The organism is Alteromonas sp. BL110 (assembly GCF_003443615.1).
In the GTDB taxonomy this organism is placed as follows: domain Bacteria; phylum Pseudomonadota; class Gammaproteobacteria; order Enterobacterales; family Alteromonadaceae; genus Alteromonas.
The window spans coordinates 1,556,611-1,574,964 of record NZ_CP031967.1 but is presented as its reverse complement, the minus strand read 5'-3'; the positions used below and the strand labels follow the sequence as shown (position 1 = coordinate 1,574,964).

The following is an 18,354-nucleotide window of genomic DNA, read 5'->3' as shown; positions in this document are numbered from 1 at the left end:
GTTTCTTAATCCAGAAACTCATTCATGAACAACCCAGCACCAGCTGAAGCTACTGAACCCGCAAGACCCGCTTCTGATCCAATGGTAGCACCAGCCCACGCCCCATTGAGAGCAGTCATACCGATATCCCTCATTGTACTGGATACCGACTGAGAACCAATGAGAAAAGCTTGCACGTTAAACACTCGACGGCCAGCTGAGTATCGATAATATTCGCTCTGAGCGCTAGCTGGGATTAGCGGACGTGTACGGCCGAGTAATGTATGCCTATGAAAATAAGCACGGTTGCTCGCTCTACAACTTCAAGCCTGGAATCCTCTCCCTACACGATTTCGTGTCTATGTAGTATTTTGGTGGGAACAAAAAAGATATCTCTTTAACCGCTCCGTTATTTTTCTCAACGATGATATGCTTTTTCTCGATAGTAACGTTAGCAACTTGCGCGAGTGAAAAAGAAATGTATTGAGGAAAAGAAGCGACGACGAGCTTTTGCCCTTTTACAAACATCGAATATCGAGAACAGGCAAGGATTAACAATAGAAGAGGACCTAACACTATAGCGATTAGAAAAGCGAAACCATAATCGTGATTTTCTAGTGTTTGAATAAAAATGGCGAGTAAAACACCCCAAATAGGAGCGTATATGCCCAAATATATAATCAGTAAAAAAAAAGACTTTATGTTCATAGGTGTACTCTGGCTCATTAATAACTCATCTTTTAACGCTTAAAAATGAGGTAGCTAACCGCTACCTCCAAAGACGCTTATGGGTAACAGAAGTAAGCGCCAGCCGCTCCTCCAAGTATTGCGCCACCGGCAATTCCATAGCGAGCACCAGCAAAACCGCCAAAATAACCACCGGCGAAACCTCCAAGAACACTCCCGCCAATCGTGAATGCATCCATACAATCGATACCGCCGTTAACAGACTGTATCTCTTTTTGAGCTAATGTTTTCATGACCACTCCTTAGTTTATGGATAACAAACAGCGCTACCAATTCTAGAACCCAGACCCGCTCCCCACAGTGCTCCTGGCCCCATTCCCAACCCTGCAGTAGCAATACCACCAGCTATAAAACCACCTAGTGCGCCTAATGCAGTGAAGCCGCTATAACATGCAAACTCTGCAGCACCGCCACCGTTTACAATTGATAGGTCGTTACAATTTAGTTCTTTCATTACAAATCTCGCTTATAAAATTAAATTAACAATAACGAACCATATCTCCCGCCAGAGAAGTTATGATTCTTGTGAGTAACTTCAATCATCGGTTTTAGTCTTAAATCCCAAAACTTGTTGAAGTACGGTCTCTAAATTGTCTTTATTTTACGGCCTTGTCAAAAATTACATAGTTTACTATTTTCAATAGTTTGCGTTTAATTGTTATTGTTTAGTAACGATTTATTAGCATTTATAATATCTGTAATTTGATATGTTTTTGCCATTTAAAACTAGTAATGGGTGAATATGCAAAGGTGCTATCTAATTAATTAAACCTCATGCAGGCAATGCTTAGCTAAAAAGCTACAATACATTGAAAAAAGCCATGTGTAGAGCAGTCTTCGAATGAATGCTTATTTGTCTTGTCAGGTTAAATCGAAATTGTCTATGTCATTTGCCGGGCGGCGAACGAGCCGCTATGGGCATTTAGAGGCTTGAGGCGTGTAAAAAATCGAACCAAAAGAATAGTCTACGCTAAAGCTCGCGACCCTTACCGCAGGACCAAAGATAAATATGAGTGACTCACCGAATGTACCTTAGCGTAGTTCAAAAGCCTTGCTTGCTTAGCGGTAAGTAATGCCAAGCCAGTTTATTCCTATAGGCTTGGCATTACTAAAAGTAGCGGTGGTGTGGCGTTAAAGTTGCTCTATTTTATATCCTTTATTTTCTAGTAACTTAAGGACGTTACCTTCACCTACAAGGTGACCTGCACCAACCAATATAAACTCTTGATCTTCGTCGCCGAACATGGCCTCAATATGTGGCACCCAGTTCGCGTTTCGCTGAGTAAATACTTCGTTAAAAGATACGGGTGACTCACGTTTAAACTTTTCAACAACATATTCGTTTATTTCTTCGGTATCGCCGTTTCTCCATGCCTTAATAGTTTGTGTAAGCAGTTCTTTAAGTTCGGGTAATGTGGTTAGGGTTTCAGAGATAAAGCGATCTTCTTCGCCTTCGCCCATGTTTGCCATCATTTGGATTTGAAAGTCTAAGGTCTCCAAGTAATCTCTTGTTTTGCCGTCGCGTTTTGCTAGTTGGTTAAAATAGGCATCAACTCCTTCGCCTGCCAATTGGTTACGTTGGGCTTCCATAGCAACAAGCATAGAGACGACCATTCCAGGCTTGAAGCTCGCCACTTGGTCTGCCGTGGCACCAAATGCGCTTAAATAGGTATTGAGAGCGCCATAGGTTTCTTCGGAAAGCTCATCTTTAAGAGACTGGCCATCTTCGTAGGCGACTGCGGCCATTATTTTTCGTTGTGCAGCTAAATCAGTAGGGGCTGGTAATTCTGCTTCAAGCACTATTGTATCGCTTTTCTCATAGGTAGTGCTAAAAGCGTCTGGTAGTGGAAATTCTGATATTGGCAAAATGTGTATAGTGCCACCTATATACACTGTGTCTTCCCCATTTGATACTTTCCAAACCGACGTTGTTGCGTCGCTTGCTAATGTGTTAGTTGACCAGCAAGCCAGGGCAAGTGCAAGTGTTACAATTTTTAATGACAGGTTTTTCATAACGTTAATCCTTATATGTTTAAAAGTGAATCAGTAAGTGTTTCAAGTAGCGGTCCTTACTGCTGTGCACGATCACGCTCAAGTTTAACCGGAGAAATTAAACTATTCTCTTACGAAAGCCTTATAGTTTTATCCGTAAGTAAAAGCTTTTTCGTAACCTTCTATCTATATTTGTAGGGTTTTTGATGAAATCTTATGAGGGTATTATCACGCAAAAAAAGTATGAGTGTTGAATTGCTGTATAGGTTTTTACTTATGTGTCGCGTAAGAAATATGAGGGAACGATTGATACTCGAGCCCAAAGCACTAAGTAAAGAGTTTGATAACCAGCTACCTCAATTATTGGCACGCTTAGCTGTGCCACCCCGATTGTAGAAGATGTTAGCCGACCACTTCCTCGGTATATGATTCGACCTTCGTGACTTCACGCTTCACCTGAACGAATTTACTACTAGTTTGCTGAAGCTGAATATCATGACGTCGATCATAGTAGGTTTGAACGTTAGTCTGCTGCTGGCAACTAAATTCTACCGCAGCGAGTCCGCTTTGTTTATTTGCTCAAATTAGTTGAGACAGTCTTGTACTTCTCTTCGTTGATGTTGCTGAGGGTCATTCTCCTTTGCAAAGAGAAAACTTTGCGTAGCTCACTTATTAATTGAACGTAGAGATTACCAGACGGACACTATGTACTGCTTACATTGTACTTAGTAGTAAAAACTTGACTCCGTTCCCACGGTAACAAAAGGCGGAATATGCTAAATGTAAATTACGGATGTAAAATTTCTTGGCACCTATATTTAAATGGATCCTCGAACACTATTATAAATTATTATAAAAGCCGTATGGTTTCGTAATATAAGGTTGCAAGTTGTTGTTTTCTTGTGTGTATTTGGGTTTTTTCTTAAACTTGTGATTTTAACGCTTTTGTTTAAATATCTATTTGGCGACTTAATACTGTCGCTCAACATTCAATAATATTAATGGATAAATTTGGCGGATATTTCATTAATTTCAGAATGTAATAAGGTAAAGATGAAAAATTATTCATTTTTTTTAACACATAAATAAGGAATAAATCATGAGTGAATTAACAATTGAACAAGTGCAAGATGTAAACGGTGGGCTATTATTTTTAGCAGCAGCCCCTGCTTTTATTAAAGGTGTAGGTGCTGGTCTTGGCTTAGTAGCGGCTGGCGCAGGCATTTACGCAGCATTGAAATAAGGGGAAATACATGACTAATTTTGATTCAAGCAATATTCAAGAATTAACGCTGGAGCAGGTGCAAGAAGTTAATGGTGGCGTCGTTCCTTTCATCATCGGAGTAGCTGTAGGAATAGACATTGGTCTTAATATCGCCTTAATTGCATTAACAAGCGAATAATGATCTAAATCTAAGATACCACAGTGAGCGTCCGCTCACTGTGTTCACAAACGGAGCCTAGAATGAAAAAAGTTAAAGTTATATTTGACATCGCGCTGATAGTATTTTTTTCCTTCTCAATTTATTACCTATTGAATGATAGCATCCAGTTTAACAAATCGTTATTAGCGATATTAGTCTCTTTAACTGTAATGTACTTAACTTTGAAATCCATAAAAGCGCGTTAGTGATTTTTAAGTTCTTTTTCGTTCATACCACTATTATCCCGTATTAACCTGCTGTAAGTTTTTATTGGCAGGTCATGTAAAGTGGTACTTCTTGAGACGTTTATACCAGAGTGCAAAGCCCGTTTTATCCCAATTGAGTACTTTGACGTTATTGCGCTTTTTGTTGCTCAAAATAAGATTTCCACTTCCCTATTAATAAGACAAACTTAATTGGAGTTTTCTGCAATTATTAACGCAGGACGCGACTATGAAAAAAGTGTCCGTCCGGTAATCCCCACATTCAATTCATAAGTTAGCTACGGCATGGTTTTCTCTTTGCTAAGGAGAATGACCATGCAGCAACATCAACGAAGAGACATCCAAGACTGGCTCAATCTATTTGAACAAACAAAACAAAGTGGACTTACTGCGGTGGAGTTCTGTCGCCAACAGCAGATGCATGTGAGTGAACAGCAGTTACAGTGGCTATTATCGGGCTACGATGTCACAGGCCATCAGCCGCTGCACTACAATACATCCGGCTTATAACCTGTGATCATAAGTAGCAATTAAAGATCACGAAATAGTCTTAATAATGTCGGGTAGTCAGCGGCTTATTACATGATAACAACGTCATGAATATTGATGTCGAAAACTTACCTGACGACCCAGCGACACTGAAAAAGATGTTGTCGCAAGTTATGTCGCGCTATCAATATCTTGAAAAGCAGTTTCGTATTGCCCAGCACAAGCAGTTCGGTAAAAGCATTGAAGGCGACCCTGGGCAAGATGTGTTGTTCAATGAAGCGGAAGAGCTGGTTGTTGAAACTGAGACAGCCGAAGAAGCGATTCGCTACACCCGTAATAAGCCGACACGTATCCCCTACCTAAAGACCTACCTCGTGAAGTTATCGTTCACGACATTACGGATGAAGAAAAATCTGTGACTGTTGCTCGGGCGACTTATATCGCATCGGTGAAGATAAGTCAGAGAAGCTTCAGTTTATCCCAGCTCAGGTTAAAATGATTGGGCATGTTCGCCCCAAATATGCGTGCCGTACCTGTGAAAAGGACAGAATAAGCAACGGGGTAAAACAAGCACTTGTGCCTCACAGCGTTATCTCCAAAGGTTATGCGACGCCAAGCTTGTTAGCGCAAATCATTACCAGTAAATATCAGTATGGGTTACCGCTTTATCATCCAGAGGCGATGTTTAAACAGCATGGTATCGAACTAAGCTGTAAAACGATGGCTGATTGGATAATCCGTTGCGCAAAGCTGTACAAACCACTTTATGAGCAGCTTCATCAACAGCTGCTACAACAGCGGGTTATCGCGGCGGATGAAACCACGTTGAAAGTGGTTGAGTCTGAGAAAGTGCGTAGCTATATGTGGCTGTACGCTAGTGGCGCTGACTCACCTACTGGTAATGCACCCAATTCACCAACATTCATATCGTGCTGTATGACTATCACAATAGTCGCGCTGGGCAATGCACGGGATTACTGAGCATTGATAATAATCGCGCTGAGCGCGATTAAGCCGTTCGTCATAGGCAGAAAAAACTGGCTGTTCAACCAGACCGCCACAGGTGCAAACACCAGCGCCGTGCTCTACAGCTTCATAGAAACCGCAAAAGCCAACGACCTCAATGTGTTCGAGTAAGTGAGCACTTGCCTTGATGAACTCGTCAACCCGGAACCTAACATCGAGCAATTACTACTATGGCAGTTTGCCAAGTGCTAGGTGGGATTGCCGGACGCTTACTGAAAACCGTATTTTACTAACGCAAGTAATCAATCACGACTTTTCGAGAAAGAACCTATTGTAATAAGATATTTCAAGGGCAAGAGTCCACCACCAATTAGAATTATCAATCTAATGAGGCTATATTCAATGAACATATCTGGGGTAAAAAAACACGCAATTATGACCATACAGGTGATAAGTGAGAAAATTAAATTACTCCAATAGGATAAACGGTTTTTCATCTTTCGTTTACTCGCCCCGATGCATACTTCTAAATTGGGCTGTTGTTAGATGATTTGAAGCAGGGCCAGAGGGCCCCGTATTGCCTGAAGGTGAAAAGTCATATGTTAAGCCCATTAAATAAGCAGCGCCTGCCATTACGAATCCATTTCCTCCTGATACCGCGCCAGCAAACATAGATGCCATAAGTTGGTTTGTTTCTCTGTCTGCGTTTCCACCTGTTACATTTGACAAGTTAGTTTCGGTTAGTTCGTACATAAATAGTACTGTCCACTTCCCCTTTAAGTTAACAACATATTGACCGAGCGGCCTCTATAAGGCGTCTCGATTCTTAGTAGTACTAACAACTCGATAATTTGATAAAAGCAACCCCAAGCTGAAAGTCCATCTAATCCTGTACCTAAATTACGGCTAAGTCAAAAATCAACAAAGTGTATTAATAACAGCTACTTATGCGTAAACATTACTGTTTCATAATGATGTCTCAGGAATTAATAATATTAACATTTTTAAAATGTAACTAAATATGTACAAATATCGCGTTTAATAAGTGTTGAATCCGCGAGTTTTTGAATAGTCTAGGTTATCTTCGACACTAAATTGCTTTTTCAGTATGTGTACTAAGGAGTAAAGATGTCTTAGCGATTTACAGAAGAGTTTAAAATACAGGCCACTAAAAAGTTATTGACCGAGATAATTGGGTGGCAAGCGCTTGCAATACAGTAAACCAAGTTCTATGCATGGATGGATAAGCCAAAGTCAAAACGACAGTTAGAAGACGAAAGTCTAAAAGCAGGTACGTACAAACTCAGATCAGATTAGTCAATTTACAAGCTATGAATGCAGCGACTTTATAACAGAGTACGAACTCAAGGCTACAATAATTTGTCGAAGCGACTGCAAAGATAATGTTGTAGCAGAAAGCTTCTTCGAACTATTCGAGCGAGAACGAATAAAGAGAAGAATTTAAACAGAAAATCAGTCTAGTATAGTCTGGTCGATTCATTATGGTAGCTATAAACCGAAACTAAAATCCATCAATCGAGGGGCGCTTTAAATTCGATATCAAGCTTTAACAGCATATTATTTTTCTGCTCTATTAATGTGAGGAATAGCTCCGGCTGCTTTCCGCTATTATTAGCTGTTAATCGCCATATTTCCTTTTCATGCGTATGCGCAACCTTCTTTACCTTATTGTTCTGATCATTTAGAGGTACTTGGTATACTGTGGTTGCATCTTCAGTGTAATAAATAAATCGTTCATTAACTGTCCAGCGCAGCTTAGCTGCTGCAGATAGTTCTACCACAATAGTTTTCTCTCCAGTATCAAGGTTTTGCTTAACAAGATTATGATCGTAGTTCAGATAAACTAAAGTATTGCCATTAACGACTCTTGCAGCGCCGAGGACGTCTTTGGCAATCAACACATATTTTTTTGAATCAAGGTCATAAAACCAAGCATTTGCTTTGTCGTCCACTTCATATGTGATGAGCAATGTGTTGTTGAACGGCCACGAAAAATCGCTGATCAAACCGGGTGGACTAATTTCATCTACTAATTCAAGTGACTTAGTGTTGTAGATGTAAATTGAGTCTTTATTTGCCAACCCAAATTTAACGTCATTTGGGGCAACGGCCATATAGCTGATTTTTTTATCCGGCATCGAATCAAATAACTCTTGCCTAGACCCGTTTTCGGCCTTCCATAGCGCCTGTTTTTTCCAGCCAACTAAGTACATTATGGCCTCGTTATTGTGTAATGAGGATGCTGTTATTTCTAAACGATTTGTGCTCGAGAAATCTTTTGGCTGAAGTTCGTTGGTACTTAGACTATACAAGTTTGAGTCTGCATAATCGGTTGCTATAATCATTGTGCTTTCATCCACCAGGTTAATACCAATTTTGCCACCCTCTACCGATTCTGTGTCCAACGTGTGATAAGACAACTCCAAAGAGTTTATTGATAGAGACACAATTGATGTGCCATCGCGATTAAGCCAGAAAAGCCGAGAGTCATCTTCTGACCAGCCAATTGCATCGACGAAGTAATCAACAGAAATCACTTCTCGAGGGCTACTTCCATCTTTGTTTGCAACAAGTATTTTAACGCCTTTAGCTTGTTTGCGTAAAATAGCTACTTTTTTGCCGGAATGTGAGATCTTAACAAAATAGTCTCCGAATTCTGAAACCTGAGGCGAAGATATTTGGAACTCAGTGTTTTTTTCTAGGTCTCTATGTACAATAGAAGATAAATTCGGAATGTTGCGGTAGTTAAATTTAGTGTATAGCAGGGTTTTGCCATTGTCAGAAGTATCAGCGTGCAGTAAGTTAATGCCGTAACAGTCGAATAATTTGCTATGATTACTGTTAATACCATTTTCTGCCAAATCGACTTTCCATACTTGACAGGGTTGTTCCGCTTCCATATCCACCATTTGATAAAAGAGACTGTCTTCTTCTGACCATGCAATGGGATATAGCTGTGCGCCATCTTCCGAAAGACGCATCTCTTCAAGTGTTTCAGTATTCTTAATGTATAAACCGAAAGAAGTGTCGTCAGAACCCTTGTATGTGTAGGCAAGATAGCGCTTGCTTTTAGACATTAACGGCGCCACTGAAACACCTTTTTTCCATGATAGTAATGTTTCTTTTACTGTAACGGGGCTCTGTTCCTGTGATTTAGATGCTCTGCTTGAAGTAAAGTAATATGCAGCCGCGATGGCAAATACGAGAGTCAGTAAGACACCAGGGAAGAATTTCATCTTTTTTGTTATTTTAAAGTCAGTGCGTTCAGCTATGTCACTGCTTTCTATCGCTTCTGAAGGAGCAGGGGAGACTGGTGTTTCTTTTTGCTTCGATACATCAATATACTCAACTTCGGGCACTACAGAGAGGCTATAGCCAACGCGATAGTGGGTTTTGATGATCTGTGCACGTTGTTTTTCTGACTTCAGCGCTTTTCTTAGTTCAGACATCGCTCGATTTATCGCGTTGTCGTCAACGTAGTTTTGTTTCCATACTTCATCGGCAAGCTCTTGCCTAGTAATGACTCTGTCGTTGTTTCTGATAAAATATACGAGGATACCAAAAATAAGGGGTTCTAGCTCTCTAGAAATGTCACCGTCGTTAAGAGTTTGGTGTTTAATTGATAGATGCCAGTGACCCAAGATAACATGCTTAATTTTTCTCGAAAAACTGATCTCGTTATCTACTACATGTCCCATTTCAACACACAATTCCCTTTGATACAAAAATGAAGTGCTAGGTCGGGCTCTTCAGGTATATTACGATTCAGATTAAAGAAATAGCCTAGCATTCTAATATTCAATCAATAGTAAAACACTACACAAAACCTAACCATTATGATAGGTTAAGGAATCATTTTTTAAAACATGTTTTGTAATATTTAATATTACTTTTTTATTACAATATATAATACGACGATAAATTAACTTATACAGTAAATCTCTAGCCTGTTGATGCTCTATCTTTATACCTCGGGTTTCACGGTTTAGTGGTACGATCGCGACTACCTTTGGTTAGTATTGTCCAAGTTAGGAATAATATTTCATTAACGATAAGGTCGCCCTGCGATCTGACTGCTTCAAATTCAAACAAAATACTAGGATCGTGCAGTGTATCTGTGTATACTACGCGGCCGTTTTTTGAATAACTTGCTCAACCTAATTTTCGGAGAAATACATGGCTCGCGTAACTGTAGAAGATGCCGTAGATAAAATTGGTAACCGCTTTGACCTAGTGCTTGTTGCTGCACGCCGTGCTCGTCAAATTGCCACTGGAGGCAAAGATCCTATGGTTGACGTTCAAAACGATAAGCCAACGGTAACAGCGCTTCGTGAAATTGAAGAAGGTTTGGTAACTGCATCGACTCTTGAACAAGCAGAACTTCAAGCACAAGAGCAGCAAGAACACGCTGAATTTGCATCAGTGGCAAATATTCTATCTGATCAATAAGACCTCTTTTTAACGGTTTTATCGATATTTTGGCGCCAGTGCTTTGAAAAAAGCACTGGCGCTTTGCTTTTGGTGTATTGGCTTATTGCACAATTAAACGTATTCTTAGGGTGTCAAGATATATAAGGGTAACGCTTCACTGTGTATTTGTTTGAAGGTTTAAAGCAGAAAGTTGTAGAGTACTTGCCAGCAGAGCGCGTTCAGCTGGTTCAGGATTCTTTTGTGCTAGCTCAAGATGCGCACGATGGGCAAATGCGTTCAAGTGGCGATCCGTATATTACTCACCCTGTGGCTGTCGCGGGTATTCTTGCCGATATGCACCTTGATCACGAAACGATCATGGCAGCGCTTCTTCACGACGTTATTGAAGATACCCATTACAGCAAAGAAGATTTAGCTGAAGCGTTTGGTGAGACCGTTGCCGAACTGGTAGAAGGTGTTAGTAAGCTAGATAAACTTGCTTTTAGCACTAAACAAGAAGCGCAGGCGGAAAACTTTCGCAAAATGATGATGGCCATGGTGCAAGACATCAGGGTTATTCTTATTAAGCTTGCAGACCGCACCCACAATATGCGCACGCTGGGCTCTCTACGTCCTGATAAGCGCCGTCGTATAGCTCGCGAAACGCTAGAAATATATGCACCTATAGCCCACCGTTTGGGTATTCACGATATTAAAAATGAGCTTGAAGATTTAGGTTTTCAGGCCATGTACCCCATGCGTCATCGGGCATTAAAATCTGCGGTACGTCAAGCGCGGGGAAATCGTAAAGAAATCATCGAGAATATTCGCGAAGAGCTTAACACGCGCCTTGATGCCTACGAGATAGAGTCTGATGTATTAGGCCGTGAGAAGCACCTGTATTCCATTTACCGAAAAATGAAAAACAAAGAACTTATGTTCAACGAGGTAATGGATATTTATGCGTTTCGTATAGTCGTTAAATCAGTAGACAGCTGCTATCGCGCGCTTGGCGCCATGCATGGTTTGTACAAGCCAATTGAAAACCGCTTTAAAGACTATATTGCTATTCCTCGTACTAACGGCTATCAGTCGTTACATACGTCGTTAATTGGTCCTCATGGTATTCCTGTTGAAATTCAAATTCGAACCCAGGAAATGGACCAAATGGCAGATAAAGGGGTAGCTGCGCACTGGCTTTATAAAGAGCCGGGCGATAATGGTACTACTGCACAGCTACGTGCTCGCAAGTGGATGCAAAGCTTGCTTGAGCTACAACAATCGGCTAGTTCATCGTTTGAATTCATCGAATCGGTTAAGACTGATCTATTTCCTGATGAAATTTACGTATTTACGCCAGACGGGCGAATTATCGAGCTGCCAACGGGCGCAACCGCCGTCGACTTTGCCTACGCGGTACACTCTGATGTAGGTAATACCTGTGTAGGTGTGCGCGTTGAGCGCAGGAACTTCAGCTTAAGTAAGCCCCTTGAAAACGGCCAAACCGTGGAAATTATTACCTCGCCTAAAGCGAAGCCTAATGCGAACTGGCTAAACTTTGTGGTGAGTGCCCGCGCGCGAACGCGTATCCGCCAATACCTGCGTAAACAGCATTCTCAAGAAGCTGTGAACATGGGGAACCGACTGCTTCGCCATGCGTTAGGTAGCGTTAAATTAGACGATATTCCAAATGAAGATATCGAACGTGTGGTAGCGGAAACCAAGCACGCTAATTTTGACGATTTGTTAGTAGATATTGGCCTTGGTAACGAGCTAAGCGCCATCGTAGCGCGCCGTTTATTAGGTGAAAGCACCACTGATTTATCTGACAAAAAAGGCAATGTGGCTATTCGCGGTACAGAAGGCTTGCTTGTGCACTATTCTCGCTGTTGCCATCCTATTCCTGACGATGAAATTGTAGCGGTATTAAGCCCAGGCCGCGGTATGACTATTCACCAAATTGGGTGCAATAACATTCGCAAGCTTACTCGAGAAGAGCCTCAGCGCGTGCTGCCTATGCAATGGGACGACAACCCGCAGGGTGAATTCAAAGCATCACTGCGCATAGAACTGATAAACCATCAGGGCACACTGGCAACTTTAACGAACACTATTTCAGGGTGCGATTCCAACATCATTGGTCTGCAAACTGAAGAAAAAGAGAGTAATATCTACTTTATCGACCTAGAACTTACCACGCACAACCGAGTGCACTTGGCGCGAGTAATGAAGAAAATACGCACCATGCCGGAAGTTCAGAAAGTGTCTCGTCATAGTCAATCACGACACTAATTACTACAAAATTTAGGAACTACTATGTCTAAGTCTATTATTCAGACCGATAAGGCACCTGCTGCTATTGGTACTTACAGCCAAGCGGTAAAAGCAGGCACCACTGTTTACCTTTCAGGCCAAATTCCATTGGTTGCAGAAACCATGGAAATGGTTTCTGACGATTTTGAAGCGCAAGCGGTACAAGTTTTTGAAAACATTAAAGCTGTTTGTGACGCTGCTGGCGGCACCACGAACGACTTAGTAAAAGTGAATATCTTTCTGATTGATCTGGGTCACTTCGCAACGGTTAACGAAATTATGAGCCGTTACTTCAATAAGCCTTACCCAGCTCGCGCTGCCGTTCAGGTATCAGCGCTGCCTAAAGGCGCACAAATTGAAATTGATGGTGTGATGGAACTGCCGGAGTAAGCCATGTCACCTGAGCGTTACCAACGCATTAGAGATGTGTTGGAAAAAAGGCAAACTGACCTTACGGTTTGTCTTGAAAATGTGCATAAGCCTCACAATGTTTCTGCCATAGTGCGAACCTGTGACGCCGTTGGAATTCATCGCGTTCACACCGTGTGGGAAAAGAAATACCAGTTTCGACGTGGCACGGCCATGGGCAGCCAGCAATGGGTGCGCCAAACCAACCACGATGGTATTAGCGATGCAATGGCTGAGCTAAAAGGCCAAGGTATGCAGGTGCTGGTCACTCATTTATCTGATACAGCGGTAGATTTTCGCGATGTTGATTACACAAAGCCTACTGCTATCTTATTCGGCCAAGAGAAATACGGTGCCTCTGATGAGGCGAAAGCCATTGCCGATCAAGACATCGTTATTCCCATGATGGGCATGGTGCAGTCGCTAAATGTATCGGTAGCCGCAGCGTTGGTGCTTTATGAAGCCCAGCGTCAGCGTACTATTGCGGGTATGTACAACACCCAGCAGTTACCTGAAGAAGAATGCCAGGCATTGGCATTTCAAAATGGTTACCCTCGTTTGTATAAACTTTGCCAACGCAAAGGTTTGCCACTACCTGCTATTAATACTCTAGGTGAAGTGGATGCCGAAGATAGCTGGTGGCAAGAAATGCAAATTACGAAAGCAGAAGCTAACGCGCTAGAAGCCGACTAGTAACTAACGTACAAGTTTTGCTTTTACTTTTGCTCTCACTTGCATAGGGCCAGCGTAAAAAACTGGCCTAAAGCGTACTCGCCAACCCTGCTACAATCCTTTACACTTCTTTTCTAATAATACGTTGAATAACACCAGCTTGTGCCCTTTAAAGGCTAAGTAAACTATGTTTCATAAGAAGGATGTCGCTTGATGCAAGCACTGGCCACTACACCCATAACTGCGCTTAAAGGCGTAGGCGCAAAGGTGGCAGAAAAGCTCAATAAAATTGGCTTGTTTACCCTTCAAGATATTCTGTTTCACCTCCCTCATCGCTACGAAGACAGAACCCGTATTTACAGCGTGGCAGAATGCCGCCCGTTTACCCATGTAAGCGTACAGGGCGAGGTAATGAGTGCCGACATTCAATACGGCAAGAAACGCATGCTCGTGGTAAAGCTAAGCGACGGCACAGGTACAATAACCCTTAGGTTTTTCCACTTTGGCGCCGTACAGCGGTCTATCATGACGCCAGGAAACACGGTGCGCTGTTTCGGCGAAGTGCGTACTGGCAAGTGGGGCATTGAAATGATGCACCCTGAATTTAAGCTAGTGGACGAAGACGCGCCACCCACAGAAGAGTCACTTACGCCGGTTTACCCGACGACAGATGGCGTAAAACAACTTACTTTGCGCAATTTAACTGACCAAGCCTTACAGCTTTTAGATAAAGGCGCGTTGGCCGATTTGCTACCAGAAGGCATTTATGACGATCAGATTAGCCTTAACGAAGCGCTTCATTTGGTGCACCGCCCGCCGCCTGATGTAGACGTACATGAAATGGAAGAGGGGCTGCACCCTGCTCAATATCGATTAATTCTGGAAGAACTGCTGTCTCATCATTTAAGTGTGCTTAAGGTACGAAAGCAATCAGACGCGCAGCCTGGTATTCCTATTAAGGTTAACCAACCGCTTATCGATAAAATGCTAGCTCAGCTGCCGTTTTCGCCTACCGGTGCACAGGCAAGGGTAGTCGAAGATATACAAAAAGATATGCAGCACGCGCGGCCTATGATGCGCCTTGTACAAGGTGATGTGGGCTCGGGTAAAACCTTAGTTGCAGCACTGGCCGCGTTATCGGCCATTGGCGCTGGGCACCAGGTAGCGTTAATGGCACCAACAGAGCTATTGGCCGAGCAACACGCCAATAACTTTCGAGGTTGGCTAGAGCCACTAGGTATTGAAGTGGGCTGGCTTGCCGGAAAGCTGAAAGGTAAAGCGCGCAATGAAGTTATGGCGCGCTTAGAGGCTGGTGATATTCAAATGTTGGTGGGTACTCACGCCATTTTCCAAGAAAGCGTGAACTATCAGCAGCTAGCGCTGGTTATTGTGGATGAGCAGCACCGTTTCGGTGTACATCAGCGTTTAGCTCTGCGTGATAAAGGCGAACAACAAGGTCGCTATCCTCACCAGTTAATTATGACGGCAACGCCTATTCCAAGAACATTGGCCATGACAGCTTATGCCGATTTAGATACTTCGATAATTGATGAACTGCCGCCCGGCAGAACGCCGGTACAAACCGTGGTGCTTCCTGATACACGCCGCGCCGATGTGATAGAACGCGTGCGTCAGGCGTGTAAAGATAATGGCAGACAGGCTTATTGGGTGTGTACGCTTATCGATGAGTCGGAAGTGTTGGAGTGTCAGGCAGCTGAAGACGCTGCGGTAACCTTGCGTACCGCATTGCCAGATTTGCAAGTAGGCTTAGTTCATGGACGGTTAAAGCCTGCTGAAAAAGCACAGGTTATGGCCGACTTTAAAGACGGTAAGCTGGACTTACTGGTGGCTACGACGGTTATTGAGGTAGGTGTAGACGTACCTAATGCCAGCATCATGATAATAGAAAACCCTGAGCGCCTGGGTTTGGCACAGCTTCACCAGTTACGAGGCCGAGTTGGTCGTGGTGCAGTAGAAAGTCAGTGTGTACTTATGTACCAAAGTCCGCTATCTAAAACCGCTACTCAGCGCCTTGGTGTACTGCGTGAGTCTAACGACGGGTTTTATATTGCCCAGCGTGATCTGGAAATTCGAGGGCCGGGTGAATTTATGGGTACGAAACAAACCGGAATGGCGGAGCTTAAAATAGCTGATCTAGTACGCGATGCTGCTCTTATTCCTAAAGTACAAGAAATTGCCTATACCCTTTGGGACAAATACCCGTCTCACGCTCAAGCTATCATTAATAGATGGATAGGGCATAAGGAGCAATACGGCCATGCTTAAAAGTGTGCCTTTAGTTATCTTCAATGACACAAGTCGCGATGACGCCGAATTAATAAGCGCAATCAGCGAAAAATGGGGCTTTCCTGTTATCAGTGATGGTGAAAAGCCCGACGAAGGCTTGTATCTACAGGTGCAAAATGGCGTGCTGGGCCTTGCTGACGCAGGTGAGAAAAAAGTGCATCCCGTTGAAGTAGATTTTGCGTCACCGGCCAGCTTATATCGCAAGCAACATGGCGGTGGGCGAAAAGAACCCATAGTTAAAGCTATTGGCCTTAAAGGCAATGAAGCGTGGCATGTGGTAGATGCAACGCCAGGACTTGGGCGTGATGCCTTTGTGTTGGTTAGCGTGGGCTGCAAGGTCACTATGATTGAACGATCGCCTGTGGTTGCCGCCTTGCTTGAAGATGGTATTCGCAGATTAGCACTTAGTTTTCCAGAACTTGCAGCTAAAATGTCGCTTCAGCATGGAAATAGCGCTGAGGTAATGCAATACTTCACTGGTGAGAATGTGAACGCTATTTATCTAGACCCCATGTTCCCACACAAAAAGAAGTCAGCCTTGGTGAAAAAGGAAATGCGGCTGTTTCAGCAACTGCTTGGTCATGACCCAGACGCAGATGCGCTGTTACCGCCAGCACTAAAGCTAGCTACGCACCGGGTAGTGGTTAAACGCCCAAACAGTGCAGATGTGCTGGCAGGAATAAAAGCATCAATGGCTATTGAAAGCAAAAAACACAGATTTGATGTGTATTTGTGTCAAAAAAATCTAGGAGAGTAGCATGATACAAGTTGGGGGCACTTTGCCTGAAGTAGATTTTAGCCTTTTAGAAAATGGCGAAATAACTAACCCAGGAACGAACGAAATGTTTTCGGAAAAGCGCGTTGTACTATTCGCAGTACCTGGCGCTTTTACACCTACTTGCTCACAAGCACATTTGCCAGGCTATGTAGCGCTTGCTGATAAGCTTAAGGCAAAAGGTGTTGATAGTATTATTTGCCTTAGTGTGAACGATGCATTCGTTATGGATGCATGGGGTAAAGCAAATAATGCAGAAGAAATTACTATGCTGGCCGACGGTAATGGTTTCTTTACCAAGCAAATTGGCTTAGACATGAGTACAGGTAACTTCGGTGGCTTGCGTTCGCTACGCTATTCTATGCTAGTAGAAGATGGCGAAGTGAAAAAGCTAAACGTTGAAGACCCTGGTCGTTTTGACGTAAGCGATGCCCAGAGCATGTTAGATAGCCTTTAATTTTTTCAAAAGGCGTTAATTACTCAAAGCCCGCAACAATTGTTGCGGGCTTTTTTCTTTTAGCTTTTTGTGAATATTCATTAATTTATATATGCGTATACTTGGCCGCTATTTTCATTAAAATGTAACCAAACTATGATCTCACAGTTTGCTAATTGCGTTGAATATCAAAGTGTTCAGCGAAGGTTAATCATTTAACCTGCATTATCTTGGTGAAAAACGTAGAAAAATTAAAGCCTAGCGTAAGACCGATGCACTGCGTTACTTAGCATGTAGCCTCGGTTAGTTACCTTTACTTGCTTAATGATAATAAGTATCATTTGCGAGATAAGACAAATGTTTTAGGAAAAAATATGACAACAACACTGAAAAAAATAAGTGCTTTGGTACTGGCTTCTGCGGTTACTTTCTCAATGCTATCCTCTCAGGCGCTTGCAAATGGTGCCATTGGCGAACACGTGAACAATCTTCATGCGCACATCGGCGAATATACCGAAGAAGTACATTGGTTAGAAAGCAAGTTTGGTAGTGTTGTTGACGCGTATGAAGCGAAAGATAAGTCTGTTAAGACAGACGCGCTTATTGAGTACTGGGAGGAAGTAGATTTTCACTCAGCTATAGAAACACAATACGTGCCTATTTACGCCTCAATTTGGCAAGGTATTTATGGTGTAAAAGTAGCTATTGATGAAGGTAAGCCAGTTGCTGATGTGCGCGTCGAGCAAGAGAAGCTAAATCATGCCTTGTGGCAGGCGTTAGGCGCGGTTAAACTTGCGTCTCAATATCAAAAGAAAGGTCTGGTAGGCCAAGTTCAAACCACTGAAGAAGAACCTACTACAGGCCCTGAAGTTATCGATGATATTAAAACACGTCTTGATCGTGTTGTTGCCAAGTACGCAGAACAGCTTCACGAAGTCGCAACAACATTAGTTCACGACACCTACCTTCAGCGCTTTGAAGGTGTTGAAGGTGACTTAATTGCGAAAGACGCAGCCTTGGTAGAAGACCTAGAAAAAGACTTTAACGTAACGCTTCCTCAGGCCATTTCGAAAGATACTGGCGTAGATTCAGTACGCAAAGTTGTAGAGTCTATGCAGGCTAAACTCGATCGCGCTCGCGCACTTTTAGTTGAAGTTGAACAAAGTCGCAAAGACGTATTTTAAGGAAGGG

General features: G+C 42.7%; 17 protein-coding genes and 1 pseudogene. 12 read left to right on the top strand and 6 right to left on the bottom strand.

What is annotated here, in order from left to right:
• Nucleotides 1–764: 764 nt before the first annotated feature.
• From D1814_RS06850 to D1814_RS06840, 3 genes are all read right to left on the bottom strand, one after another.
• The gene (locus D1814_RS06850) at nucleotides 765–959 is read right to left on the bottom strand and encodes a Blp family class II bacteriocin (RefSeq protein WP_118490789.1); all 195 of its coding nucleotides are present in this window, start codon (nucleotides 957–959) and stop codon (nucleotides 765–767) included.
• 14 nt (nucleotides 960–973) lie between these two features.
• Nucleotides 974–1,180: a bacteriocin-like peptide gene (locus D1814_RS06845; RefSeq protein ID WP_118490787.1), complete on the bottom strand. Its 207-nt coding sequence runs from the start codon at nucleotides 1,178–1,180 to the stop codon at nucleotides 974–976.
• 677 nt (nucleotides 1,181–1,857) lie between these two features.
• Nucleotides 1,858–2,739 carry a TraB/GumN family protein gene (locus tag D1814_RS06840; RefSeq protein ID WP_118490785.1) on the bottom strand — a complete coding sequence of 294 codons (882 nt, stop codon included), beginning with the start codon at nucleotides 2,737–2,739 and terminating at the stop codon, nucleotides 1,858–1,860.
• A 1,078-nt stretch (nucleotides 2,740–3,817) separates the two neighbouring features.
• Between D1814_RS06840 and D1814_RS19415 the strand changes: the two genes are divergently transcribed.
• On the top strand, nucleotides 3,818–3,961 hold the full coding sequence (locus tag D1814_RS19415) for a hypothetical protein (RefSeq protein WP_162889824.1): 144 nt from the start codon (nucleotides 3,818–3,820) through the stop codon (nucleotides 3,959–3,961).
• A gap of 10 nt (nucleotides 3,962–3,971) precedes the next feature.
• Entirely contained in the window at nucleotides 3,972–4,121 is a 150-nt protein-coding gene (locus D1814_RS06830; protein ID WP_118490783.1) for a class IIb bacteriocin, lactobin A/cerein 7B family, read from the top strand.
• A gap of 299 nt (nucleotides 4,122–4,420) precedes the next feature.
• Here D1814_RS06830 and tnpB read toward each other — a convergent pair whose 3' ends face one another.
• Nucleotides 4,421–4,519, bottom strand: a complete 99-nt coding sequence (tnpB, locus tag D1814_RS19805; protein ID WP_162889823.1) for an IS66 family insertion sequence element accessory protein TnpB — start codon at nucleotides 4,517–4,519, stop codon at nucleotides 4,421–4,423.
• A 162-nt stretch (nucleotides 4,520–4,681) separates the two neighbouring features.
• Between tnpB and D1814_RS19560 the strand changes: the two genes are divergently transcribed.
• Entirely contained in the window at nucleotides 4,682–4,876 is a 195-nt protein-coding gene (locus D1814_RS19560; protein WP_232368995.1) for a hypothetical protein, read from the top strand.
• Nucleotides 4,877–4,962: 86 nt separating this feature from the next.
• A pseudogene (gene tnpC / locus D1814_RS19800) lies at nucleotides 4,963–6,073 on the top strand (IS66 family transposase).
• A gap of 252 nt (nucleotides 6,074–6,325) precedes the next feature.
• Here tnpC and D1814_RS06810 read toward each other — a convergent pair.
• Both D1814_RS06810 and D1814_RS06805 read right to left on the bottom strand, forming a co-directional pair.
• Entirely contained in the window at nucleotides 6,326–6,574 is a 249-nt protein-coding gene (locus D1814_RS06810; protein WP_118490779.1) for a hypothetical protein, read from the bottom strand.
• A 779-nt stretch (nucleotides 6,575–7,353) separates the two neighbouring features.
• Nucleotides 7,354–9,540: a winged helix-turn-helix domain-containing protein gene (locus D1814_RS06805; RefSeq protein WP_118490777.1), complete on the bottom strand. Its 2,187-nt coding sequence runs from the start codon at nucleotides 9,538–9,540 to the stop codon at nucleotides 7,354–7,356.
• Nucleotides 9,541–10,018: 478 nt separating this feature from the next.
• Here D1814_RS06805 and rpoZ point away from each other — a divergent pair, with 478 nt between their 5' ends.
• The 8 genes from rpoZ (at nucleotide 10,019) to D1814_RS06765 (ending at nucleotide 18,347) form a co-directional block, all read left to right on the top strand.
• Nucleotides 10,019–10,291, top strand: a complete 273-nt coding sequence (rpoZ, locus tag D1814_RS06800) for a DNA-directed RNA polymerase subunit omega (RefSeq protein WP_118490775.1) — start codon at nucleotides 10,019–10,021, stop codon at nucleotides 10,289–10,291.
• A 141-nt stretch (nucleotides 10,292–10,432) separates the two neighbouring features.
• The gene (gene spoT / locus D1814_RS06795; RefSeq protein ID WP_118490773.1) at nucleotides 10,433–12,544 is read left to right on the top strand and encodes a bifunctional GTP diphosphokinase/guanosine-3',5'-bis pyrophosphate 3'-pyrophosphohydrolase; all 2,112 of its coding nucleotides are present in this window, start codon (nucleotides 10,433–10,435) and stop codon (nucleotides 12,542–12,544) included.
• Between the two features lie 24 nt (nucleotides 12,545–12,568).
• On the top strand, nucleotides 12,569–12,955 hold the full coding sequence (locus tag D1814_RS06790; protein WP_025257011.1) for a RidA family protein: 387 nt from the start codon (nucleotides 12,569–12,571) through the stop codon (nucleotides 12,953–12,955).
• Nucleotides 12,956–12,958: 3 nt separating this feature from the next.
• The gene (gene trmH / locus D1814_RS06785) at nucleotides 12,959–13,666 is read left to right on the top strand and encodes a tRNA (guanosine(18)-2'-O)-methyltransferase TrmH (protein WP_025257010.1); all 708 of its coding nucleotides are present in this window, start codon (nucleotides 12,959–12,961) and stop codon (nucleotides 13,664–13,666) included.
• Nucleotides 13,667–13,858: 192 nt separating this feature from the next.
• Nucleotides 13,859–15,931 carry an ATP-dependent DNA helicase RecG gene (recG, locus tag D1814_RS06780; RefSeq protein ID WP_025257009.1) on the top strand — a complete coding sequence of 691 codons (2,073 nt, stop codon included), beginning with the start codon at nucleotides 13,859–13,861 and terminating at the stop codon, nucleotides 15,929–15,931.
• Entirely contained in the window at nucleotides 15,924–16,709 is a 786-nt protein-coding gene (locus tag D1814_RS06775; RefSeq protein WP_118490771.1) for a class I SAM-dependent methyltransferase, read from the top strand. The genes recG and D1814_RS06775 overlap by 8 nt, the downstream gene beginning before the upstream one ends.
• 1 nt (nucleotide 16,710) lies before the next feature.
• Nucleotides 16,711–17,184 carry a peroxiredoxin gene (locus tag D1814_RS06770; protein WP_025257007.1) on the top strand — a complete coding sequence of 158 codons (474 nt, stop codon included), beginning with the start codon at nucleotides 16,711–16,713 and terminating at the stop codon, nucleotides 17,182–17,184.
• 353 nt (nucleotides 17,185–17,537) lie between these two features.
• Nucleotides 17,538–18,347 (top strand): hypothetical protein, encoded by an 810-nt coding sequence (locus tag D1814_RS06765; RefSeq protein WP_118490769.1) that lies wholly within the window; start codon nucleotides 17,538–17,540, stop codon nucleotides 18,345–18,347.
• The last annotated feature ends 7 nt before the right edge of the window (nucleotides 18,348–18,354 follow it).

Coding starts and splice junctions, on each gene's coding strand:
- trmH (WP_025257010.1), top strand. CDS start 12,959: ATGTCACCTGAGCGTTACCAACGCATTAGAGATGTGTTGGAAAAAAGG.
- D1814_RS06805 (WP_118490777.1), bottom strand. CDS start 9,540: ATGGGACATGTAGTAGATAACGAGATCAGTTTTTCGAGAAAAATTAAG.
- D1814_RS06775 (WP_118490771.1), top strand. CDS start 15,924: ATGCTTAAAAGTGTGCCTTTAGTTATCTTCAATGACACAAGTCGCGAT.
- D1814_RS06810 (WP_118490779.1), bottom strand. CDS start 6,574: ATGTACGAACTAACCGAAACTAACTTGTCAAATGTAACAGGTGGAAAC.
- D1814_RS19415 (WP_162889824.1), top strand. CDS start 3,818: ATGAGTGAATTAACAATTGAACAAGTGCAAGATGTAAACGGTGGGCTA.
- recG (WP_025257009.1), top strand. CDS start 13,859: ATGCAAGCACTGGCCACTACACCCATAACTGCGCTTAAAGGCGTAGGC.
- D1814_RS19560 (WP_232368995.1), top strand. CDS start 4,682: ATGCAGCAACATCAACGAAGAGACATCCAAGACTGGCTCAATCTATTT.
- rpoZ (WP_118490775.1), top strand. CDS start 10,019: ATGGCTCGCGTAACTGTAGAAGATGCCGTAGATAAAATTGGTAACCGC.
- D1814_RS06850 (WP_118490789.1), bottom strand. CDS start 959: ATGAAAACATTAGCTCAAAAAGAGATACAGTCTGTTAACGGCGGTATC.
- D1814_RS06770 (WP_025257007.1), top strand. CDS start 16,711: ATGATACAAGTTGGGGGCACTTTGCCTGAAGTAGATTTTAGCCTTTTA.
- D1814_RS06840 (WP_118490785.1), bottom strand. CDS start 2,739: ATGAAAAACCTGTCATTAAAAATTGTAACACTTGCACTTGCCCTGGCT.
- D1814_RS06830 (WP_118490783.1), top strand. CDS start 3,972: ATGACTAATTTTGATTCAAGCAATATTCAAGAATTAACGCTGGAGCAG.
- D1814_RS06845 (WP_118490787.1), bottom strand. CDS start 1,180: ATGAAAGAACTAAATTGTAACGACCTATCAATTGTAAACGGTGGCGGT.
- D1814_RS06790 (WP_025257011.1), top strand. CDS start 12,569: ATGTCTAAGTCTATTATTCAGACCGATAAGGCACCTGCTGCTATTGGT.
- D1814_RS06765 (WP_118490769.1), top strand. CDS start 17,538: ATGACAACAACACTGAAAAAAATAAGTGCTTTGGTACTGGCTTCTGCG.